Below are 18522 nucleotides of genomic sequence, written 5' to 3'. Positions count from 1 at the left end.
AGATCGATAAAGAAAGTTACATTACAGCTTAATCGAGAGTCTTTAATTATGGACACCACTACGATTACCACTGAAATTGTTGAGCTGTTGTGCCGCATTAGTCGGCAAAAGCTGCGCGAACAAGATATCACTCCTTTGGTAGTGTTTCTGACGGCTCTGATTTCCATCCTGCGCGGAGTGATGATTATTGACAGGACGATCGCAGTTGAAGAAGAAGAACGGCTGCAAAAGACTCTCAAAGCCTTTGCCAGCGGCGACCGCGATCGGGTAGAACTAATTCAGCGCCTTGTCAAAGGAGTATCAAAACAGCAGGTTTACTTCAACCCCACGGAATTGCTAACCCTGACAGCTTTGTTCTCAGAATCAGAAAAACTGTTGCTCATCGGTTCCGGCTACGAAATGTCAGCGGCCGACGGACACATCGACCTGCGGGAGCAAATGTACTTACAGTCGATCGCCAATCGGCTCGGCCTCGACTCCCGACACATTGCAGTCATAGACACTTTATTTACTAAAGAAGGAACCCTCGACTCAGAAGCTTTTGCCGAAGTTCAAGCTTTACTCGATCCCAGCGAATTCGAGTCCCGCGATCCGGTATTTGGCAAAGCAGCAAAGCACTTGCTGAGTATTTTACTCCGCCAATAATCCAGCCCCTATAAATTTTTGGGCAGTACAAAGTAGTGAGAGAGGATTTCGAGGATTTGACGCTGTTTCCATTGGAGATGGGAATTGGGCGCTCTTACCTACCAAGAGCGCTGCACGGCGTATGTTGCTCAAAAACCTGGTTTCGGCCTAAGTCCCGCTTGATTTTTTTTTTGCAAGAGTCGATCGACCCTTGTATCCCATTGAACCGAATGCCTCTAAAATCTAAAAGCGACTTGTCGCTGCCTTGATAGACCCAGCTTGGTGTCAAATCTAAAATTGATTGATTATGCAAATTGAATGGCAAACCGCCAAAACCTACGAAGACATTCTCTATCACAAAAGTGGTGGCACCGCCAAAATTACCATCAATCGACCTCACAAACGGAACGCTTTCCGTCCCAAAACAGTTCTGGAACTGTGCGATGCCTTTACTGATGCCCGCGAAGACACAAAAATCGGCGTTGTCCTGTTCACCGGTGCGGGGCCTCATACAGACGGGAAATACGCCTTTTGCGCCGGCGGCGACCAAAGCGTGCGGGGTTCGGCGGGATATGTAGACGAAGGTGGCATACCCCGGTTGAACGTGCTCGACTTGCAGAAGTTAATTCGATCTATGCCCAAAGTTGTAATTGCTTTAGTTGCAGGCTACGCAATTGGAGGGGGTCACGTTCTGCACTTAATTTGCGACTTGACGATCGCTGCTGACAATGCTATTTTCGGACAGACCGGCCCCAAAGTCGGCAGTTTCGACGGTGGTTTCGGAGCTAGCTATCTCGCCAGAGTAGTCGGCCAGAAAAAAGCCAGAGAAATTTGGTTTTTGTGTCGCCAGTACAGCGCGCAGCAAGCCCTAGAAATGGGTTTAGTCAACTGCGTCGTGCCCGTCGAACAACTAGAAATAGAAGGGATTCAGTGGGCTGCGGAAATTCTCGAAAAAAGTCCGATCGCGATTCGCTGCTTGAAATCCGCTTTTAATGCCGACTGCGACGGTCAAGCCGGTTTGCAAGAACTGGCGGGAAATGCCACTTTGCTGTACTATATGACCCAGGAAGGCGCCGAAGGCAAACAAGCCTTTTTAGAAAAACGGGAACCTGATTTTAGTCAATATCCTTGGCTGCCATAACTGGATGGAGAAATCAGTTTTTTTATGCGCTCATATTAAAGTAGATGCTGCTGATTTTTCTGAGTTAGTAAAGCCCAATGCACCCTGTCGTCCAAAAGTGTCAGTATTGATACCTGTTGCCAAAAAAGAATGAAACTGCTTTGCCAGATGCAAACCATGATAATGATCGGTGATTCCCCTATCGAAAATCGAAAATCGAAAATGGTATGAGCAGCAGGGCAGCCGACGAACTAAACTGAGACTGCTGCAGCGGATTTTTCGGTTAACGTTGTGCCTGTAAGCTGGCAGGCATTGCGCTCAGAAAGAGTGACGGTGGCATCCTGCAGCGTCAGAGTCGATTCTGGCCACAGTCCAATTTCTTCTATGTTTTCCCAAGATGACCTAAAAGGCGAAACCGCTAAAGCACAAGCTTTCCAGTGACTTTGAATCGGCCCGCCTAATAAAGCGCAAACACCCCCGCGTCTGCCTTCAGGGGTATAGTGACGGCAGTGACCACAAGCTGAAGTTAAAGGTGAAGTTAATGAGGTTTGCATAAAAGTTCTTAGGGAAATCATTTTCATCTCTAATTGTCCCTTGCAGAGCTAGTCTGCCTTAGAGCATCCCAACCTTTATGCTGTCTGGGTTGTAGCGATCCCCAAAGCATAATTAAATTTTATAATTTATTTATAATCTCGTTATATATAGAAACAATTAGCTCGGTGCTTGCTCATTGTATAGGTAAAAACATAGGTTAAAAGTTTATAAAGGCGTTAGGGATCAAGAAAAAGTACAAATACCCAAGGAGTATGAAAGGTCACAAATAAGCGGTAGCTCAGGATACAAAAATTGGCTGAGAGTGTCGGTAAGCAGCCTCCGGGAAACAGCAACAATTAAGTTTTCAAATGAAAATGAAAAATAGCTGCCGGCGATCGGGCCCTTGTTGCATTGACGCCAAAAGTAGCTAATCATAAAATAGGCAAGTTTTCAACCTTCTTGTTTATCTCTACAATCAAAATATTAAAATTAATTCAGAGGCGGTAGGAGTTTTGCTAATGAGTAAGCGTTCTTCGGTTGAATCCCCAAATCATCAATCCTCTTCAACCCCAATCAACCCTGCTTTGCAAGCAGTCCTGGGGAGTCTAGATGTAAACCTAGAAGCAGAACTGACAACATACAGAAGGCACAGGAGGCGCGCCGAACAGTGGGTGTCGCCCTCAGTTCGTAGCGGCAAGCAAACAGCCACAACCGAGCAACAGCTAGCCCAAAATTTGCCGCCGGAGACTGCGGAGGAAACCCAGCAGCCCCTATCGCTGCCGCTATCCCTTGCCGGCACTCAGGGCGATGCCCCGCTAGCAACTACCAGGGGTGGCACAAAATTATCTAGCAGTGCCTTCGCACCCAACAATTATCTCGAATCCAGCGAAAAACTGATCGAAAGTTTGGACGAGTCAAAAGCTGAGCCTACGGTAGAACGAAGTTTAGCCGCCAGTTTGTTAACTCCCTTGGGACTGAGTTCGATGCTGCTGTTTTTGCTGTCATGCACAGCTTTGGGCTACGCAGTCATGTACCCGTCAAATCTAGTTAAGATTGCCGGCCTGAACCGTTTGCTCGATCGCACCTCACCCTCTCCCAGCAACAGTCGCGCCTCTACTGCCATCTCTGATACCAGCACCAAGGAACTACCGAAAGCTCCCAATCTGGTATCCAAGGAATTTGTCGAGCTAGATTTGAGCACTCTCAGCAATGTCAAGCCGACAGTCAGCCCGATTCCTTCCCCGTCACCAAAAGCATCAATCCCGCCAACTCCGCCAGCGCCTCCGGGCCCGGGCGCGGCTGTGCCGATTCCGACAGAAGACGGCAACCCGGCCAGAGGCAGGGAACAAGGACTCAACAATCTGAGCACGGCTTTGCTTCCCACTCCCAGCCCCAGCGCCGCCCAGCCAGTGCCGACACTGCCGACACTGCCTCCAACACCCTCCCCAGCCCAGCCAGCCTCCCCAGCCCAGCCAGCCTCCCCAGCCCAGCCAGCCGCCGCATCCCCAGCCGCCGCATCCCCAGCCGCCACACCCCCGCTGGGAAGACCTGCACGGGCCGCCGACGGTTTCTATTACGTTGTCACCGATTACACCGACGAAAAATCGCTGCAGCAAGCCAGAACCGCTGTTCCCGATGCCTACGTGCGAAACTTCTCAAAGGGTGTCAAGATCCAAATGGGGGCTTTGAACGATGCTGCCTCAGCAGAACGTTTGGTGAAAGAACTCCAAGAAAAAGGGGTGAAGCCACAATACTATCAACCATAAATTAGGCAAAGACAATTAAACTAATGATCGGGGAGTAGGTTGGGCCGAGGCACGAACCCTCGGTTTCGCTTCACCCAACATTTGCTCAGTTTTGATGGGTAATGCTCGCGCCCTACCCATCCTAAAAATAATCATGACGACCTAACTTAGAGGGAATTAAAATTTCACAATTAAAAATTAAAAAGACGATTGATGAGTATTCATTTTTAATTTTTAATGGTGATTTCTCTGTCTTAATTCTAAAGTTTAAAATTGGGAGACTGGCAAAATGGGATTATTCGATCGCCTATGGCGAGTGATTCGAGCCAATATTAACAGTTTGGTCGGGGCTGCCGAAGACCCAGAAAAAATTCTGGAACAGGCTGTAATGGATATGCAGGAAGACTTAGTGCAGCTCAGACAAGCTGTGGCAGGAGCGATTGCAGCTCAAAAACGCACTGAACGCCAGTGCTCCCAAGCTGAGTCTACAGCAGCAGAATGGCATCAGCGGGCGCAGCTAGCTTTGCAAAAAGGCGAGGAAAATTTGGCGCGGGAAGCTCTGACGCGCAAGAAATCTTATCAAGAAACGGCAACGGCGATGAAAGCCAGTCTCGGACAACAGAACGCTGTTGTGACTAAACTTAAAGAAAATATGCGGACGCTCGAAAGTAAAATTTCCGAGGCAAAATCTAAAAAAGATATGTACATTGCCCGAGCTCGATCGGCCGCATCGTCGGAAAGGCTGCAAGAAATGATGGGCAATCTCAGTACCGGCAGCGCTTTGAGCGCGTTTGAACGGATGGAAGAGAAAGTCATGGAGCTAGAAGCTCGCTCCGAAGCAATCGCAGAACTCGGAACTAATGATTTAGAAAAGAAGTTTCTCTCTCTCGAAGGCGCCGACGATGTGGATACCGAGTTGGCGGCGATGAAAGCACAAATGCTTCCGGGCAACAATACACCCAAATTGCCGTCGAGGGAGCCGCCCGCATCCTGAACCCCAGACAACAGAACAAGAGTCGGGACGAGCAAAAACTTCTCAACAGCCTAGCTAGAGATGGCTCGAAGCCTGTTGGGGAATTCCCGGATCGAAGTTAAACTCAAGAGGTAGGTGCATGAATAAGCTTGCCTGCATCACATTACTCGATCGCTTTAAACTGGATTTATCTGTCTGCAAAAATTGCCAAAAACTAAATCGCACTAAAAATCTGACCAGAGTGAATTTCACAACTGCGGGCTAGGGCTATCAAGCCTGCTTTCCGCCTACTTCGTACACCTCACCCAGGAAAAATAGCATTATGGGATTATTTGACCGCATTAGCCGAGTCGTCAAAGCCAATCTTAACGATCTGGTCAACAAAGCTGAAGACCCGGAAAAGATTTTAGAACAGTCTGTTACGGATATGCAGGAAGACTTGGTGCAGTTGCGTCAGGCCGTTGCCAGCGCGATCGCCACTCAAAAGCGTACCCAGACTCAGTACAATCAAGCTGAATCTCAGTCTAACCAGTGGCAGCAGCGCGCTCAGCTAGCCCTGCAAAAAGGAGACGAGACTTTGGCCAGGGAAGCGCTAGTTCGCAAAAAGTCTCACGCTGAAACGGCGGCTACCCTGAAAGCCAGTCTGGATCAGCAATCGGCTCAGGTGGAAAGTCTCAAGCGCAACTTGATCGGTTTGGAGAGCAAAATTTCCGAAGCTAAGACTAAGAAGGATATGCTCAAAGCGAGGATATCCGCTGCTAAAGCTCAGGAACAGCTCAACAATTCCATTGGCTCCCTGAATACTGGCAGTTCAATGGCAGCTTTCGATCGCATGGAAGAAAAAGTTTTGCAGATTGAAGCTCGCGCGGGGGCTTCGGCAGAACTCGCCGCCGGCGGCAGCAATTTAGAGGAACAGTTCCGCTTGCTTGAAAGCGGCGGTGATGTTGACGACGAGTTGGCTCAGATGAAAGCTCAACTTACCGGGGGTTCTGTGTCTCAAGGTCAATTGCCTGCAGCGGGTAAAACGGCAGCAGCTAGTAGCTCGGAGTCGAGCCCGGTGATTGATGCTGAGTTGGAAGAATTGCGATCGCAGCTCAATAAAATGTAAATCTCTATCAAAATTTACTTATTTCTCAGATCGCAGGTTTGATAGAATGCTCCGCCGACCTACAGGACTAGCTTGGGAGGTCGGAGTTTTTTTGACTAATTTTCACTAATTTTATCATTCACAAAGTAGGAATTATGTCAACTATATTTATATTGATTTAAGGAATTAAGTGTTTAAAAAGTGATAGAGTAATTTTATTCCTTGCAAGATGGCTAGCTTGGGAGGTCAATCGATTTTAGATTTTAGATTTTAGATTTTAGATTTTAGATTTTAGATTTTAGATTTTAGATTTTAGATTTTAGATTTTAGATTTTAGATTTTAGATTTTAGATTTTAGAATTGAAGCATTGGCCCCACGGATAAATTTCGGGGGCAAGTTTCATCGGATACAGGTTTTTTATTTCTGGACGGATGAATGACGTGGCGGGTATCCTCGATGCTTTCGGTTAGAGTTTTTTCAGTAATTGTGAATTACACAAACTAGAGTTGCTGTCAACTATCTTTATATTGAGTTAAGGAATTAATTGTTTAAAAAGTGATAGAGTAATTTTATTCCTTGCAATTGCGTCGGCTGCGCCCGATCGTAAGTGTAAATAACTATCAAATATGGCTAATCTGTCATGCCCGTGCAATTTTCTAGAGGCTTTTGTAAAATCAAGTTTTTCAAGGCATTAGCACTTGGTTTTTCAATTGCAGCTATTTGCCCCGCACTCCTATCAGCTCTAAGTCTTGGCGAGTCGATGGTTGCTACCGACTCAGGGGTGCAAGCGCCAATTTTGCATGATCATTTACCGTCTCAATTCAAACTAGATCAAGAAACAGCAGACGATCGCGATCGGCTTCGTGATTTATACTCGGGTTCAGAATTAGATAAAGACACTACAGAGCAAGAAAATAGCATCCCGGAGTTCGATCAATTGACCCAAAGTGAGGCCCCAGAAACTCTCCCTCCATTGCCGAACCGAGGAGAAAACAGACACGAATTTCCGATTCCCAACCCGCGACGGCCAAATCCGGCTCCTCTCCCATAACCCGCGCCGCCAGCGCCCTTGCTTTCAGCCGAACAGCTTTTGCCGCCTGCTGTTCCCCCACCGACACAGCCTGCATAATTGCTAAGATTGCGGGTACGATAAAAGTCGATCGATTTGAAGTAGTTGGCAGTTGACTTACCGCGAGCCGATCGTGCAAAATCCGAGAAGAGAAATCGCGATCGGTATCGGTACCAGCAGGCGAGAAAGCGATACATCTTTGCTGGGAAAGGATTTTCCGTTGTCGCCGGAAGCAGATAATCGGGGCAGAAATCGGGTTGCGGTGCTGAGGCTGTTTCAGGATTTTACTCAGAGGGGAGAGAGATGTCTTGGCGGGGCGATCGCACTTTTGTCAGGGAGTGGCAGCATTTGGCGCTACGGTGAGCAGCAGCAGCCCTGACAGTCGATTTTTGATTTGGCGGGGTCATTCGATTTTAGATTTTAGATTTTAGATTTTGGATTGACCCCACGGATAAATTTGGGGGCTTGAGGATTTTAGATTTTAGATTTTGGATTGATTCCACGGAATAAATCACGTGGCGGGTACCACCTTTGAAATTCGCTTGTCAATTGCAGTACGTGCGGTTGTGGGTTCCTGAGAAGCTGCTGCTGGTGCGATCGGGTGTGAAATTGGCTGGGGCAGAGCTTTTGTCGATCGAACCATTGGGTATAGGGGACTCAGACACATTGCGGGGCTACCGTCAATCGATTTTAGATTTTAGATTTTAGATTTTAGATTTTAGAGGCGACCCCACGGATAAATGCTCTTTCTTGAGGATTTTCGATTTTCGATTTTCGATTGATTCCACGGATAAATCACGTGGCGGGTACCACCTTTGAAATTCCTGGTCAGGAGGCTTTGCTGGCCGATAGCGGGATTTGTGATTCAGCCGAGTTGCGGTATCCGATGCAAGCGCACCCGCGACAAACAGGGAGTTTTGCAGGTGACGGCGTTTGTGGATTTTGGCAATGTTTGGAATCCCAGGGAAAGCGCGGTTTTGGAAGCGAATACTTTGCTGTCAGCGGGATTGCGGCTGCGGTGACTGTAAGGGGCGAAAGGTGGAATGCTCGCAGAGGCTGGGCAATTTCTTTGATTGATATTAAGTCGAGCAACAGGAGTTTACAAGAGCGCGGGCTGTATTTTTCTGTATAATTCAAACCTTTTTAGGAAAAGAGTCGTTTTGCCCTTGGCGGAACTGAGCAATTCCGCTATATAGTAATAAGTATCATTTGGCACTCCTCTGTAGCTGCCAAGAGTGCATTTTACGGAGAATCTTTAAATTAAACTATGTCTAAGGTGCGGTTGCTGCTTTTAAGTTCTTTTGCTTCCGGTTTTGGGCTTTGCTCAATCATTTTGGCGATGTTTACGATGACTTCCCGGCTGTCGTTTACGTCTTTTTTTACATTTGTTTTAACTTTGGTGTTTTTTGGAATTAATCTGCTTTTTGCTTTGCATTATTATACAGCGATTACTAAGCAATTGAGTGTTAAAAACAAAAGGAAAGCGAGAATTTAGCGGTTGTGAAGCAGAAGCGGAAAAAGGCATGGAGAGTTATTTATGGAATTTGAATGGAATCCAGAGAAAGCGACACTAAATGTTGAGAAGCATGGTGTTTCCTTTCAAGAAGCCACAACCATATTTAATTAATGACCACGAATTTCTTGATGCTACCCGCCACGTGATTTATCCGTGGAATCAATCCCAAATCGAAAATCGAAAATCCTCAAGCCCCCCGCATTTATCCGTGGGGTCGCCTCTAAAATCTAAAATCTAAAATCTAAAATCGATTGACCCGCTATCTGTAACTTTTCCCGATCCTCAGCATTCCATCGGAGAAAGCCGGTACGTTATTATTGGTATATCCAGGTATGGACAACTTTTAATTGTTGCACACACCGATCGAGGAGAAAAAGTAAGAATCATCAGTGCCAGAAAAGCTACCCGCCAGGAGCAGAGGTTTTATGAAGAAGGATATTGAGAACGAAATGGAAGACGAATTACTTGCTGAGTATGACTTTGCTCAGATGAAAGGAGGTGTTAAAGGCAAGTATGTTGAGCAATATCGTGCAGGGACAAACTTGGTGCTTTTAGACCCCGATATTGCCCAAGCTTTTCCTAATGATGCAGCAGTGAATGACGCATTGAGGATGTTAATCAAAATTGCACAGCGCCAGCAGTCAAATACTGCGGTGCAGCGGAGCCACGAAGGATCTCAACTTTGAGAACGCGATGTCAGGAGATTGTGCGATCGCCCATATTATTTATTTGCTCAAAAAGCGATCGCCTGTGCGTTGAGACAATTATCTAGCTGCCAGCCATAATTATTTAAGGTCTAATTATTTAGGAGGTGCGATCGTGGTTATTACTCAAACCAACCCGCCAAATCTTCCCGATGCGACAAAGACTCGCTTTACTCCAGATGAATACCGGGCGATCGAGGAAACAGCCGAAGAACGTCACGAATATTGTAACGGAGAGATTATCGCTATGCCAGGAGGTTCAGAAGTCCACAGCCGTATTACCGTAGACATTACGACTTTTCTTAACGTGGCTGTGCGAGACACAAATTTTCAGATCTATAACGGCGATCTACGAATTTGGATTCCTAGCTTCCATCATGGAACTTATCCCGATGTTATGGTCATCAATGGCGAACCAGAATTCAATGGCGATCGCACGGATGAAATTCTCAATCCTTTACTGATTGTGGAGGTTCTTTCCCCCTCTACTGAAGGCTACGATAGAGGTGAAAAGTTCAGAAAATATCGCTCTCTTGCTAGTTTTTGTGAATATTTGCTGGTTAGTCAAGCTGAACCCTATATTGAGCAATATTATAATGGCGATCGCCCAAGTAGCGATCGCTGGCAATGGCAAGTTTGCGATCGGCTCGATCGGGCGATCGTCCTGCACAGTTTAAATATAGAACTTCCGATGTCTGAAGTCTACCGCCGCATTAATTTTTAAGGGCGATGTTTTAGAGTTTGAAAAGGATTCTATTTAACTAGAAATATAAGTTTAGGAAAAAGCTATGGCTACTCTAATTCAAAACCAAAGGTCAAACCTCACTGAAAACCAAGTTGAAACACCAGCAGATAAAAAAATCTGGACTGATGCGGAATTCATGGCACTCAACCGAGATGGACACCGCTATGAAATTGTGAATGGAGAACTAATTGACATGGGGAATTCGGGTGCAAAACACGGTTATATTTGCAGTATCTTGATGATTTTGCTCGGTGGGTATGTCCACATTCAAAAGCTAGGCGCGATGTTCGACTCCAGCACTGCTTTTAAGATGAAATCAGGAAACAAGCGATCGCCCGATGTTTCCTTCATGGCAAAAGAACGCCTGCAAGGGCTAGATGAGCTCCCCGATGGCTTCCTAGAAGGTGCGCCGGATCTGGCCGTAGAAATCCTTTCTCCTAGCAATACAGTGGCAGAAATTCACGACAAACTCGTAGAATATTTCGAGAATGGGGCGCGTTTAGTCTGGGTGATTCATCCTCAAGAACAGTATGTGTTAGTTTATCGATCGTCCCAAGAACCCGATCGCCTGCTTAAGTCCGTTAACTCCCTCGATGGGGAAGAAATCGTCCCCGGTTTTACTCTCCCGATTGCCGAGTTATTTCAGAAACTGGCTTTTTAAGCAAATATGATATAAGCTAGTTATAAAAACTTATAGGAATCTTGTATGCTGGAGTCATTTCAGATACACAACTTTAGACTATTTAAACACCTTGAAGTTAAAAATCTGGGTCGTGTCAACCTGATTGTTGGCAAGAATAATTCAGGAAAGAGTACATTTCTTGAAGCAGTAGAACTATATGCCAGCAACGCTTCTGCTACCGTCATGCTTGAACTTGTAGAGTCTAGGCAAGAGACTTGGTTTAGCGAAGCTCAGCCACATTCCCAAAATTTTATCAGTAATCCTGTGCGGCATCTATTCTTTGGGCATAAATTGCCCAGCATAGGAGGAGATGGGATTTCTCTTGGAGAAGTTTCTTCAAACATAAAACTCCGGATCGGCGCTGGCGCATACCAGAATAAAAATGATGACGAAGGCACAATCAGGAAAATTCGCATCTCTGATGTGGAGTTTGACGAAGATATATCTAATGTTGAAGTTTTTCTCGTAGCAGAAGAAGGCGAAAGAACTAGAAGAATTTTCAGATTAGATAGAAATATCAGAGACATTCGACGTAGCTCTAGAATTTTTTATGAAAGGCAGGAATCAGAGTTAAAATACACGTGGCAGATTGTTTATACAGCAAATATGCCTAATCGAAAATTAGCTGCTCTTTGGGATTTAACGAGCTTGACAGATTTAGAGTCGGAGGTTATTTCTGCGCTTCGTTTAATTGACGAGCGAGTTACTGGAGTCGCTTTTGTAGAGGACTTTAGTATAGGTACTGCAAGTGACAACCGTGTTCCTTTAGTAAAAATTAAAGGCATAGACGAACCATTACCTCTCAAGAGCATGGGAGATGGTATGACTCGTTTGTTTCATATAATTGTTGCACTTGTGAATGCTCGAAATGGACTTCTATTAATTGATGAATTTGAAAATGGATTGCACTGGAGCGTGCAACCGAAAGTTTGGGATATTGTTTTTCAGATATCGGAGAGACTTAATGTTCAAATTTTTGCAACAACTCACAGCCGCGATTGTATCAAGGGTTTCTACCAAGCCTGGAATAACTATCCTACCCTGGGTGCTTTCTTCAGATTGGATGCCAAAAATGAATCGATAAAAGCAACAGAATATACATCTGAGACCCTGAGTGATTCTATTGACATGGATGTTGAAGTACGATGAGTAATACAAGCGAGGTGTCTGAGAAGGATAGTGTTTGCAAGCAAGATACAGATAGAGTTTTACTTGTTGAAGGAGATAATGATTGCCATGTGGTGATGGCTTTATGCAAAGCTCATAATGTTCCTAAGACTTTCGGCATCTATCAATGCGGTTCAGATATCGGGGTTTTGAAGCGACTAAATGCGCTGATTATACGTCCTAATCCTCCTCAAGTAATAGGAGTTATGCTTGATGCTGACAAGCCTTCTCTTGAAGGCAGATGGCAAAGTATAAAAGGCAAGTTACAACATTACAACTATACGTTACCGAACAAACCTGATGCTGATGGAACGGTAGTCGAGCCTTCTTCAGATGAACCTAAACTGGGGTTTTGGCTGATGCCTAATAATCAAGATTCTGGTATGTTAGAAGACTTTTGTGCTGAACTTGCAGAACCAGCATCTTTGACATTTGCACGAGAATGTGTTGAACAGGCACAGGATAGTAAAGTAACAACATTCAAAGACGTGCATCGTAGTAAAGCAGTGATTCATACATATCTTGCTTGGCATGATGAACCTGGTTATCCTTTGGGAAAGGCAATTACAAGTCAAGCTTTGCGTCCTCACACAGATGTCGCTGTAAAATTCAGTAATTGGTTAATACGTTTATTTGTGGAAGGAGCGCTCGCGTAATTCCCGCGCTCGTCCTCAGAGAGCGATCGCAAAGTATAATAGAGTTAATTTATCTCAAAATTCCACGGAATAAGCTAGTAATATAAAAATAACTTCTAGGAGGCTATAAAAATGACAAGCATACCTAACGAACAAACATCTATCATCCGTACAGAAAGAGGACTAGCGATCGCAGGTACCCGCATCACCATCTACGACATCATGGACTATGTGACGGCTCAATATCCGCCTAAGTTTATCAGGGGATTGTTTGAGCTTACAGAGGAACAAATTAACGTGGCTTTAACTTATATTGAAGATAGGCTGTAAATATCCTCTAGCTTTTAAGGGACAAATGAAAGTTACAAAACAATTATTACTAACAAGTTTGGGGTTTGTTACTTTGAGTTGGGGAGCAGTAACCCAAATTCAGGGGATACCGAGAGCGATCGCTCAAACACAAGTTCCCATGAGGTTACAACACGCGGAAGGAACTTATACCCTTACGGTGTCAGAAACCAATACCACAAAATCTGCTTATGGGGGTCAATTGCGCCTCTATGACGTGCATATTGCGAAGATGTTTGAGGTGACATATTCGGACTGTCAGGAGATACCCAACGCTGGCGGTAGAACTTGGTACTACCGCGCCGGAAATGGTAAAATTGATATGGGGCAATTCAGAATAAACTGTCAGTTGGCTAGCGATATTGCTAATACTTATGGTTTAGGGAAACCAGAGCGTACTGCGATCGAATATTCTCAGGGGGAGGCTGGGCGGCCCATATCGAGGACTCGTTCTATTCCAATTTTAGATATTACTGGTAATAAAATTCAGCGGTGGACTAATTTTGTGCAAGGGTTTCGCCCTCAGTCTGCTAATTCTGAAAGTGGTAATTCGCGATCGAGTATTTCTTTTCCAGTTCGTGAAATTGTATCGCAGATTCAAGGTAAGACGAGAGTACCAATTTTTCTCCCCAGTCAGCTTCCATTCTCAGAAAAAATTTACTTAAAAAACCGAGTAGAAACAAATGGCTATAGTGTTGAAATGGGCCACATACCTAATTGCAGCAGTACGCCTTGCTATATCGGGAGTATCTCAGCAGAAAGAGGTGGAGAACCAGCCCAACCGCCCCCTAGAGGATTCAGGAGTGAATTCAAAACCATTCAATTAGCCGGCAGAACACAAGGAGTTTTTTCTAATGGCTGCGGTGCTTACTGCACGGCCTTAGTGGAGTGGCAGTATCAAGGCGTTTTGTATCGAGTAACGATGAAGAATGGGCGAGAGGAAACGCTAGTTCAAATAGCTAATTCTGCTATTGAAGCTGGGCCTCGTTAGTTAAATGTGCAGATAATAGTGCGTCATGGCAAGTCCTCTTATCCAATTGGAGATTTATTTTGCCTGACGCAGCGTAAAACTGCTATCTAGATAGAAAGCATATCAATTCTAAACTTTTAAGCCGGAAATTTCGCCTGCAAAACATTCTTTTTAATTTGTTCCTCTAATTCATTGACCACCCACATTACACTATGTTCGGGCTCGCTCAAAATAGATTTTTTAATGTCATGTAAAGAGTTGACTAAATCTTCACGCAAACGGGGCTTGTCTTCTTTAACTCCTTGCGTATAATCCCAATAATCCCAAGCGATTAAACCTATGGCAAGGGTAGGCTCAATCATACTTCCTAGTTTCGCAGAAAGAGCAGCTACAGCTTTACTACCTGCTTTAGCAGCAATTGTAGCCGTAATTTTAGCAGTCCCAGCAGCACCTACAAATCTTACTAAAGATACTTCATCTCCTCGTTCATTTTGTAGCCTAAAATTTATACCTTCTAAATATTTAGCCCAGTCGGATTGGGGAATTGTATACATTTTTGGTACATCATCAAACTCCTTAGATAATTGTTCAATATAAAAATTAGCTGTATCAATTACTATTGTATGAAATTTCATCTCTGCTGAATTTGCTTGCAATACTCTCCTCGAAAATTCTCTTTGAATATTGTCATTTATGCTTTTGGCAATCTTTTCATTGACTATAGTCGGATTAAACCCATTCATAACATTCTCGCCTATATATTGAAAAAGAACACCAAATTCTTGCTGTTTCTGATTAAAATAATTAAAATACCAATTTAAAAAATCCGTATCAATTCGATTTATTAAATCAGCTTCCCACCGATTCAATTCATTGTTAGCATATTGTTTAGCACTTTGATTGGCACTGTTCACAGCTTTTTTGAAAGCTTCTTCTCTTCCACCAAAGGCCACTATAGATTGAGTAACTTCTAGGGAGGGATGAGAGGTTAATTCTGCCGCTAAAGCCTGACTCATAACTAATCGTCCCAGTAACGGGATGAATACAATTAGAATTATAATCGACCAAATAATGATACTAACTATCTTAGAAACTTTTACAATCCGCGATTTTTGAGTAGGTTCTTCAGTAAGCTGAGATTCACCAAATTCTTTAGCCTTCAACTCAATGGTCACTAATTCTTGAGCGCCCAAGACATCAGTTAATTTTTGATCTAGCTTTTTGGCAATCAACTGACGACCATAAGGTATTCCATTTGAATGACAAACAAGGTTATTCTTTTCGTCTAAAAACACCTGTCCTAAAATTTGCCCTTCGGGATGCTCTTGGCGAATAATTGCTCCTTTTTTTAAATTAGGAGTTCCTGGACGATCGCTCTGGAAATAACTGATAGCCTCCTCAAAGGTTATCCCCTCTAAAACTTCAGGTGTCCCCATAATGCGTGGCAAACATTTATTAAATTCGCCAACTATCCGCTGCACCTCCCCAGAAGTGAGTTTCTGCTCTCCTTGAGAGGCGTCTTTGGCAAACCAGTTAAACGGTGTCATATTTCCTCCAGAGCATTTGATAACTTATAAACTTCTACTATATTCCTTATATCTCTCCCGATCATAATTTAATATAAAAATGTATTTTTGGCTATTCATAAAAGTGTTATTTAGTGTACACTTACCTTTTTTAAAAAAATTTATTAACAAGAAAAAGTGTTATTTAGTTTTCCAGGTGTTATAAAGTGTGATATAGTGTGATGACCAAAACTCAACCCCCTTTTAGGTATGGACATCCAAGAGGTTTTACAATGGACTGACGAGCAAGTATTTGTGAAGACGGGAAAACATATTGATTCATTACAAAGCTCTATCTTAAAAGAAGTTTGGGAGGGTGAGAAATATCATAAAATAGCTAAAAAGTGCAATCGTAGTGAAGATCATATTAAACAAGTTTCTAGAAAATTATGGAAGATGCTTTCTGACATATTGGGAGAACATATTAAACAATCTAATGTTCGCTCTATTTTAGAAAGCAAAGCATTATCTAATATTTACAACAATAATGGTGCACAGATTGTTGGTTACATTAATAGTCATATCAATATCTGTGGAGAAAAACGGCAAGATGCAGAAGATACAGAAACCCGATCGCCCTCACCGCCTGAATCTCCCCAAAATCAAGCCCGATCGCCCATAATCGATTTAACAGACGCACCCGAACTCCCTTACTTTTACGATCGCACCTCAGAACTCTCCACCCTCAAACAATGGATTTTGCAAGCCCATACCCGCTTGATTACCATCTACGGCTTAAGCGGAATTGGCAAAAGTGCGATCGCCCTCAAACTCATCGAACAAATTCAAACCGAATTTGATTATATTATTTGGTTAAGCCTCACCAACACTCCCGCACTTTCCACCCTCCAAACCGAACTCAAGCAATTTTTTGGGCGATCGCAACAACTCCCATTACCCACAATCATCGATTATTTCCGATCTTCTCGCTGTCTAGTAATTCTTGATGACGTACAGAATATTTTTAGTAGCAGTCAATTAGCAGGTCAATATTTAGCAGGCTATGAAGACTATGGCAAATTTTTCAAACAAATTGCCACATCCTCTCATCAGAGTTGTTTAATCCTCCTCAGTTGGGAAAAACCCAAAGAAATCGCGAATTTAGAAGCCGAAAACCTCTCCACGCGAAGCTTACACCTCAAAGGGTTAGGACAACAAGCCGCAGAAATTTTCCAACAAAAAGGATTAGTCGATGAGGAAAAATGGTCAGACTTGATCGCCCTTTATCAAGGTCATCCTTCCTGGTTAAATATCATTGCTGCAACTATTTTGGAGTTGTTTGATGGTAGCGTTTCCCTGTTTTTATCCGAGGTAAATGATTTATTCTTGGGTGACTTAGAACCCATCTTGGAATCTCACCTAGAGCGTTTATCAGGCTCAGAAAAAAAGGCATTATACTGGTTAGCAACTCAAAATGAAACTGTAGATATTTCCCGAAAAGCTACTGATAGTGAATTATCCCAACCAGAATTTTGGCAAGCTATACAATCTTTAGCGCGACGTGGCTTAGTGGAAAAAGTGTTAGTAGGAGGGCGATCGCTCTTTTTCCTCAATCCCGTATTCAAAGCATACATTCAGTGCAGGTGAAATATTATATAATCTATGAGAGATTACATTTCTTACATTTAACGAATAGAAAGCAAATCTTATGAAAACATTTACCGCTATAATCGAAAAAGATTCTGAGACCAAGCTTTACGTTGGTTATATTCCTGGATTTCCTGGGGCGCATTCCCAGGGAGAAACCTTGGATGAGTTACACGAGAATCTGCGTGAGGTAATTGAGATGCTCCTAGAAGATGATACTCTCGTCATTCAGACTGAGTTTATAGGTACACAACAGATTGTGATCCGATAAACATGAGCAATATCCCAGTTCTGAAACCACAGGAAATAGTCCGCATACTAGAGAACCTTGACTTTGTAGAGGTGCGTCAAAAAGGCTCACATAAGCAGTTCCGTCACCAAGATGGGCGAGGAACTACTGTTCCTTTTCATAAAGGGCGTGATATATCACCTCGATTGCTTCAGCGGATTGCAATTGATATTGGCTTGACAGTTGAGGAAATGTTGGAGTCCCGGTGAGTTTACGTGAACTACGTGACTACTTTTTGCCCCAATTGCTGCTGCAAAACTACCGAAATCCGGGAACCGAAACTGCTGGGAAACAAACTCCGGCCCAGGCAAAATGTGAGGGGAAAGCAGGATTTTTGTAATCGCTCTTCTGAACTTCTACAACGATCGCATAAAAGCATTCACCGCATCATATTGGTCTGCCATACGCGAATAGAACTCGATCGATCGCAAATCCAAATCCGCCAACAGTTCACTCTTACTCACCAACTCATACCCCGTTGGGCGCAAACAATAAACCGAAATTACACCATCCTCCCAAAACCAAACCTCCTGCACACCCACCCGACGATAGATTTCCAGCGTATCAATTCCACCACTCGTCACTGTCACCTCGATCGCCAAATCTGGAACCGACTTGCGCGTACCCAAACAATAAGACTCATCTGGTTCCTTCCGTGCGCCTAATTTCTTCATCCCGATAGTTGTACTGCCGCGCCCGTAGAAACGAATATTTCTCATCCGCATATAAATTTCTAAAAGCTGGCCTAAAGTGTTTTTAGGTTCTTCGTGGGCCTCAGATAAAGGAGCCATAATTTCTAAACACCCATCCAAATAAGTTAAACGCGCCCCAGTGTCCGCCAAATCAGCATCCAATTTTTCCAGAGTCTCCCATGTCACGTTTGACAGGAAAGCCGCACCTTTACCCAATCCTGCTTTAGAAATTGCGACAACCATCTGACTTACCTTTCACAATCATTTTTCCATAATATACGACTTCAAAAATTTGGAGTCTATCGTAATATTCTATTCTTTAGTCCGCGGAGGCGGACTTCGTTTGTGTAGTAGCGGTTTCAACCGCCGAGTCTGATTGTTCCAAAAAATATTTTTCCCCAAACAAAAAGCGCCCCTATTTCTAGGAGCGCTTTTTGTCAATCTCAGACTAAAACTTAGCCATTGATAG

Annotated in this window: 25 protein-coding genes; 20 read left to right on the top strand and 5 right to left on the bottom strand. The window is 43.9% G+C overall.

Going from position 1 to position 18522, the window contains the following annotated elements; all coding sequences use genetic code 11:
- Positions 1-48 precede the first annotated feature (48 nt).
- On the top strand, positions 49-645 hold the full coding sequence (locus QT973_RS22810) for a TerB family tellurite resistance protein (protein ID WP_333057766.1): 597 nt from the start codon (positions 49-51) through the stop codon (positions 643-645).
- 286 nt (positions 646-931) lie between these two features.
- The gene (gene menB / locus QT973_RS22805; protein ID WP_333057767.1) at positions 932-1765 is read left to right on the top strand and encodes a 1,4-dihydroxy-2-naphthoyl-CoA synthase; all 834 of its coding nucleotides are present in this window, start codon (positions 932-934) and stop codon (positions 1763-1765) included.
- Positions 1766-1995: 230 nt separating this feature from the next.
- Here the strand turns inward: menB and QT973_RS22800 are convergent, their stop codons facing one another.
- The gene (locus QT973_RS22800) at positions 1996-2298 is read right to left on the bottom strand and encodes a hypothetical protein (protein WP_333057768.1); all 303 of its coding nucleotides are present in this window, start codon (positions 2296-2298) and stop codon (positions 1996-1998) included.
- Positions 2299-2796: 498 nt separating this feature from the next.
- On the opposite strand from QT973_RS22800, the gene QT973_RS22795 reads away from it, so the two are divergent.
- Positions 2797-4044, top strand: coding sequence for a hypothetical protein (locus QT973_RS22795; RefSeq protein ID WP_333392230.1), 1248 nt, complete (start codon positions 2797-2799; stop codon positions 4042-4044).
- 268 nt (positions 4045-4312) lie between these two features.
- Positions 4313-5017 (top strand): PspA/IM30 family protein, encoded by a 705-nt coding sequence (locus QT973_RS22790; protein ID WP_333315071.1) that lies wholly within the window; start codon positions 4313-4315, stop codon positions 5015-5017.
- Between the two features lie 54 nt (positions 5018-5071).
- On the opposite strand, the gene QT973_RS22785 is transcribed toward QT973_RS22790, so the two are convergent.
- Positions 5072-5248 carry a hypothetical protein gene (locus QT973_RS22785; protein ID WP_333057771.1) on the bottom strand — a complete coding sequence of 59 codons (177 nt, stop codon included), beginning with the start codon at positions 5246-5248 and terminating at the stop codon, positions 5072-5074.
- Between the two features lie 70 nt (positions 5249-5318).
- On the opposite strand from QT973_RS22785, the gene QT973_RS22780 reads away from it, so the two are divergent.
- The gene (locus tag QT973_RS22780; RefSeq protein ID WP_333057772.1) at positions 5319-6104 is read left to right on the top strand and encodes a PspA/IM30 family protein; all 786 of its coding nucleotides are present in this window, start codon (positions 5319-5321) and stop codon (positions 6102-6104) included.
- 879 nt (positions 6105-6983) lie between these two features.
- Here the strand turns inward: QT973_RS22780 and QT973_RS22775 are convergent.
- Positions 6984-7292, bottom strand: coding sequence for a hypothetical protein (locus tag QT973_RS22775; RefSeq protein WP_333264392.1), 309 nt, complete (start codon positions 7290-7292; stop codon positions 6984-6986).
- Between QT973_RS22775 and QT973_RS22770 the strand changes: the two genes are divergently transcribed.
- From QT973_RS22770 to QT973_RS22720, 11 genes are all read left to right on the top strand, one after another.
- Positions 7287-7532 (top strand): hypothetical protein, encoded by a 246-nt coding sequence (locus QT973_RS22770; RefSeq protein WP_333264389.1) that lies wholly within the window; start codon positions 7287-7289, stop codon positions 7530-7532. The genes QT973_RS22775 and QT973_RS22770 overlap by 6 nt on opposite strands.
- 152 nt (positions 7533-7684) lie before the next feature.
- Entirely contained in the window at positions 7685-7861 is a 177-nt protein-coding gene (locus QT973_RS22765; protein WP_333264386.1) for a hypothetical protein, read from the top strand.
- 91 nt (positions 7862-7952) lie between these two features.
- A complete protein-coding gene (locus QT973_RS22760; protein WP_333234259.1) occupies positions 7953-8285 on the top strand; it encodes a hypothetical protein in 333 nt (110 codons plus the stop codon).
- A 634-nt stretch (positions 8286-8919) separates the two neighbouring features.
- A complete protein-coding gene (locus QT973_RS22755; RefSeq protein WP_333234268.1) occupies positions 8920-9111 on the top strand; it encodes a BrnT family toxin in 192 nt (63 codons plus the stop codon).
- Positions 9095-9355 (top strand): hypothetical protein, encoded by a 261-nt coding sequence (locus tag QT973_RS22750; protein WP_333157776.1) that lies wholly within the window; start codon positions 9095-9097, stop codon positions 9353-9355. Before QT973_RS22755 ends, QT973_RS22750 begins: the two co-directional genes overlap by 17 nt.
- A gap of 133 nt (positions 9356-9488) precedes the next feature.
- Positions 9489-10097 (top strand): Uma2 family endonuclease, encoded by a 609-nt coding sequence (locus tag QT973_RS22745; RefSeq protein ID WP_333274827.1) that lies wholly within the window; start codon positions 9489-9491, stop codon positions 10095-10097.
- A gap of 64 nt (positions 10098-10161) precedes the next feature.
- Positions 10162-10779, top strand: a complete 618-nt coding sequence (locus QT973_RS22740; RefSeq protein ID WP_333264380.1) for a Uma2 family endonuclease — start codon at positions 10162-10164, stop codon at positions 10777-10779.
- A gap of 45 nt (positions 10780-10824) precedes the next feature.
- The gene (locus tag QT973_RS22735) at positions 10825-11949 is read left to right on the top strand and encodes an AAA family ATPase (RefSeq protein WP_333264377.1); all 1125 of its coding nucleotides are present in this window, start codon (positions 10825-10827) and stop codon (positions 11947-11949) included.
- Complete coding sequence (locus QT973_RS22730) at positions 11946-12623, top strand: DUF3226 domain-containing protein (RefSeq protein ID WP_333264374.1); 678 nt, start codon at positions 11946-11948, stop codon at positions 12621-12623. The genes QT973_RS22735 and QT973_RS22730 overlap by 4 nt, the downstream gene beginning before the upstream one ends.
- Before the next feature lie 111 nt (positions 12624-12734).
- Complete coding sequence (locus tag QT973_RS22725; protein WP_333264370.1) at positions 12735-12932, top strand: DUF433 domain-containing protein; 198 nt, start codon at positions 12735-12737, stop codon at positions 12930-12932.
- Between the two features lie 25 nt (positions 12933-12957).
- The gene (locus QT973_RS22720) at positions 12958-13941 is read left to right on the top strand and encodes a hypothetical protein (RefSeq protein WP_333264367.1); all 984 of its coding nucleotides are present in this window, start codon (positions 12958-12960) and stop codon (positions 13939-13941) included.
- Positions 13942-14057: 116 nt separating this feature from the next.
- Here the strand turns inward: QT973_RS22720 and QT973_RS22715 are convergent, their stop codons facing one another.
- Positions 14058-15467 (bottom strand): hypothetical protein, encoded by a 1410-nt coding sequence (locus QT973_RS22715; RefSeq protein ID WP_333392225.1) that lies wholly within the window; start codon positions 15465-15467, stop codon positions 14058-14060.
- 228 nt (positions 15468-15695) lie between these two features.
- On the opposite strand from QT973_RS22715, the gene QT973_RS22710 reads away from it, so the two are divergent.
- The 4 genes from QT973_RS22710 to QT973_RS22695 all read left to right on the top strand — a co-directional run bounded on the left by QT973_RS22710 (position 15696) and on the right by QT973_RS22695 (position 17701).
- Entirely contained in the window at positions 15696-17072 is a 1377-nt protein-coding gene (locus QT973_RS22710; RefSeq protein ID WP_333392223.1) for an ATP-binding protein, read from the top strand.
- Positions 17073-17133: 61 nt separating this feature from the next.
- A complete protein-coding gene (locus QT973_RS22705; RefSeq protein WP_333058537.1) occupies positions 17134-17343 on the top strand; it encodes a type II toxin-antitoxin system HicB family antitoxin in 210 nt (69 codons plus the stop codon).
- Positions 17344-17345: 2 nt separating this feature from the next.
- On the top strand, positions 17346-17570 hold the full coding sequence (locus QT973_RS22700) for a type II toxin-antitoxin system HicA family toxin (RefSeq protein WP_333058538.1): 225 nt from the start codon (positions 17346-17348) through the stop codon (positions 17568-17570).
- Positions 17567-17701, top strand: a complete 135-nt coding sequence (locus QT973_RS22695; RefSeq protein ID WP_333058539.1) for a hypothetical protein — start codon at positions 17567-17569, stop codon at positions 17699-17701. Before QT973_RS22700 ends, QT973_RS22695 begins: the two co-directional genes overlap by 4 nt.
- A gap of 16 nt (positions 17702-17717) precedes the next feature.
- On the opposite strand, the gene QT973_RS22690 is transcribed toward QT973_RS22695, so the two are convergent.
- Positions 17718-18296 carry a Uma2 family endonuclease gene (locus tag QT973_RS22690; RefSeq protein WP_333234267.1) on the bottom strand — a complete coding sequence of 193 codons (579 nt, stop codon included), beginning with the start codon at positions 18294-18296 and terminating at the stop codon, positions 17718-17720.
- Positions 18297-18522 lie beyond the last annotated feature (226 nt).

The sequence above is a fragment of the Microcoleus sp. Z1_A1 genome (genome assembly GCF_036700305.1).
Taxonomy (GTDB): Bacteria; Cyanobacteriota; Cyanobacteriia; order Cyanobacteriales; family Microcoleaceae; genus Microcoleus.
This window is presented reverse-complemented; position numbering and strand designations above follow the sequence as displayed.

What these genes read in the sequence shown, in the direction of transcription:
- QT973_RS22810 (WP_333057766.1), top strand. Translation starts at nt 49, where the DNA reads ATGGACACCACTACGATTACCACTGAAATTGTTGAGCTGTTGTGCCGC.
- menB (WP_333057767.1), top strand. Translation starts at nt 932, where the DNA reads ATGCAAATTGAATGGCAAACCGCCAAAACCTACGAAGACATTCTCTAT.
- QT973_RS22800 (WP_333057768.1), bottom strand. Translation starts at nt 2,298, where the DNA reads ATGCAAACCTCATTAACTTCACCTTTAACTTCAGCTTGTGGTCACTGC.
- QT973_RS22795 (WP_333392230.1), top strand. Translation starts at nt 2,797, where the DNA reads ATGAGTAAGCGTTCTTCGGTTGAATCCCCAAATCATCAATCCTCTTCA.
- QT973_RS22790 (WP_333315071.1), top strand. Translation starts at nt 4,313, where the DNA reads ATGGGATTATTCGATCGCCTATGGCGAGTGATTCGAGCCAATATTAAC.
- QT973_RS22780 (WP_333057772.1), top strand. Translation starts at nt 5,319, where the DNA reads ATGGGATTATTTGACCGCATTAGCCGAGTCGTCAAAGCCAATCTTAAC.
- QT973_RS22750 (WP_333157776.1), top strand. Translation starts at nt 9,095, where the DNA reads ATGAAGAAGGATATTGAGAACGAAATGGAAGACGAATTACTTGCTGAG.
- QT973_RS22740 (WP_333264380.1), top strand. Translation starts at nt 10,162, where the DNA reads ATGGCTACTCTAATTCAAAACCAAAGGTCAAACCTCACTGAAAACCAA.
- QT973_RS22735 (WP_333264377.1), top strand. Translation starts at nt 10,825, where the DNA reads ATGCTGGAGTCATTTCAGATACACAACTTTAGACTATTTAAACACCTT.
- QT973_RS22730 (WP_333264374.1), top strand. Translation starts at nt 11,946, where the DNA reads ATGAGTAATACAAGCGAGGTGTCTGAGAAGGATAGTGTTTGCAAGCAA.
- QT973_RS22725 (WP_333264370.1), top strand. Translation starts at nt 12,735, where the DNA reads ATGACAAGCATACCTAACGAACAAACATCTATCATCCGTACAGAAAGA.
- QT973_RS22720 (WP_333264367.1), top strand. Translation starts at nt 12,958, where the DNA reads ATGAAAGTTACAAAACAATTATTACTAACAAGTTTGGGGTTTGTTACT.
- QT973_RS22715 (WP_333392225.1), bottom strand. Translation starts at nt 15,467, where the DNA reads ATGACACCGTTTAACTGGTTTGCCAAAGACGCCTCTCAAGGAGAGCAG.
- QT973_RS22710 (WP_333392223.1), top strand. Translation starts at nt 15,696, where the DNA reads ATGGACATCCAAGAGGTTTTACAATGGACTGACGAGCAAGTATTTGTG.
- QT973_RS22705 (WP_333058537.1), top strand. Translation starts at nt 17,134, where the DNA reads ATGAAAACATTTACCGCTATAATCGAAAAAGATTCTGAGACCAAGCTT.
- QT973_RS22700 (WP_333058538.1), top strand. Translation starts at nt 17,346, where the DNA reads ATGAGCAATATCCCAGTTCTGAAACCACAGGAAATAGTCCGCATACTA.
- QT973_RS22690 (WP_333234267.1), bottom strand. Translation starts at nt 18,296, where the DNA reads ATGGTTGTCGCAATTTCTAAAGCAGGATTGGGTAAAGGTGCGGCTTTC.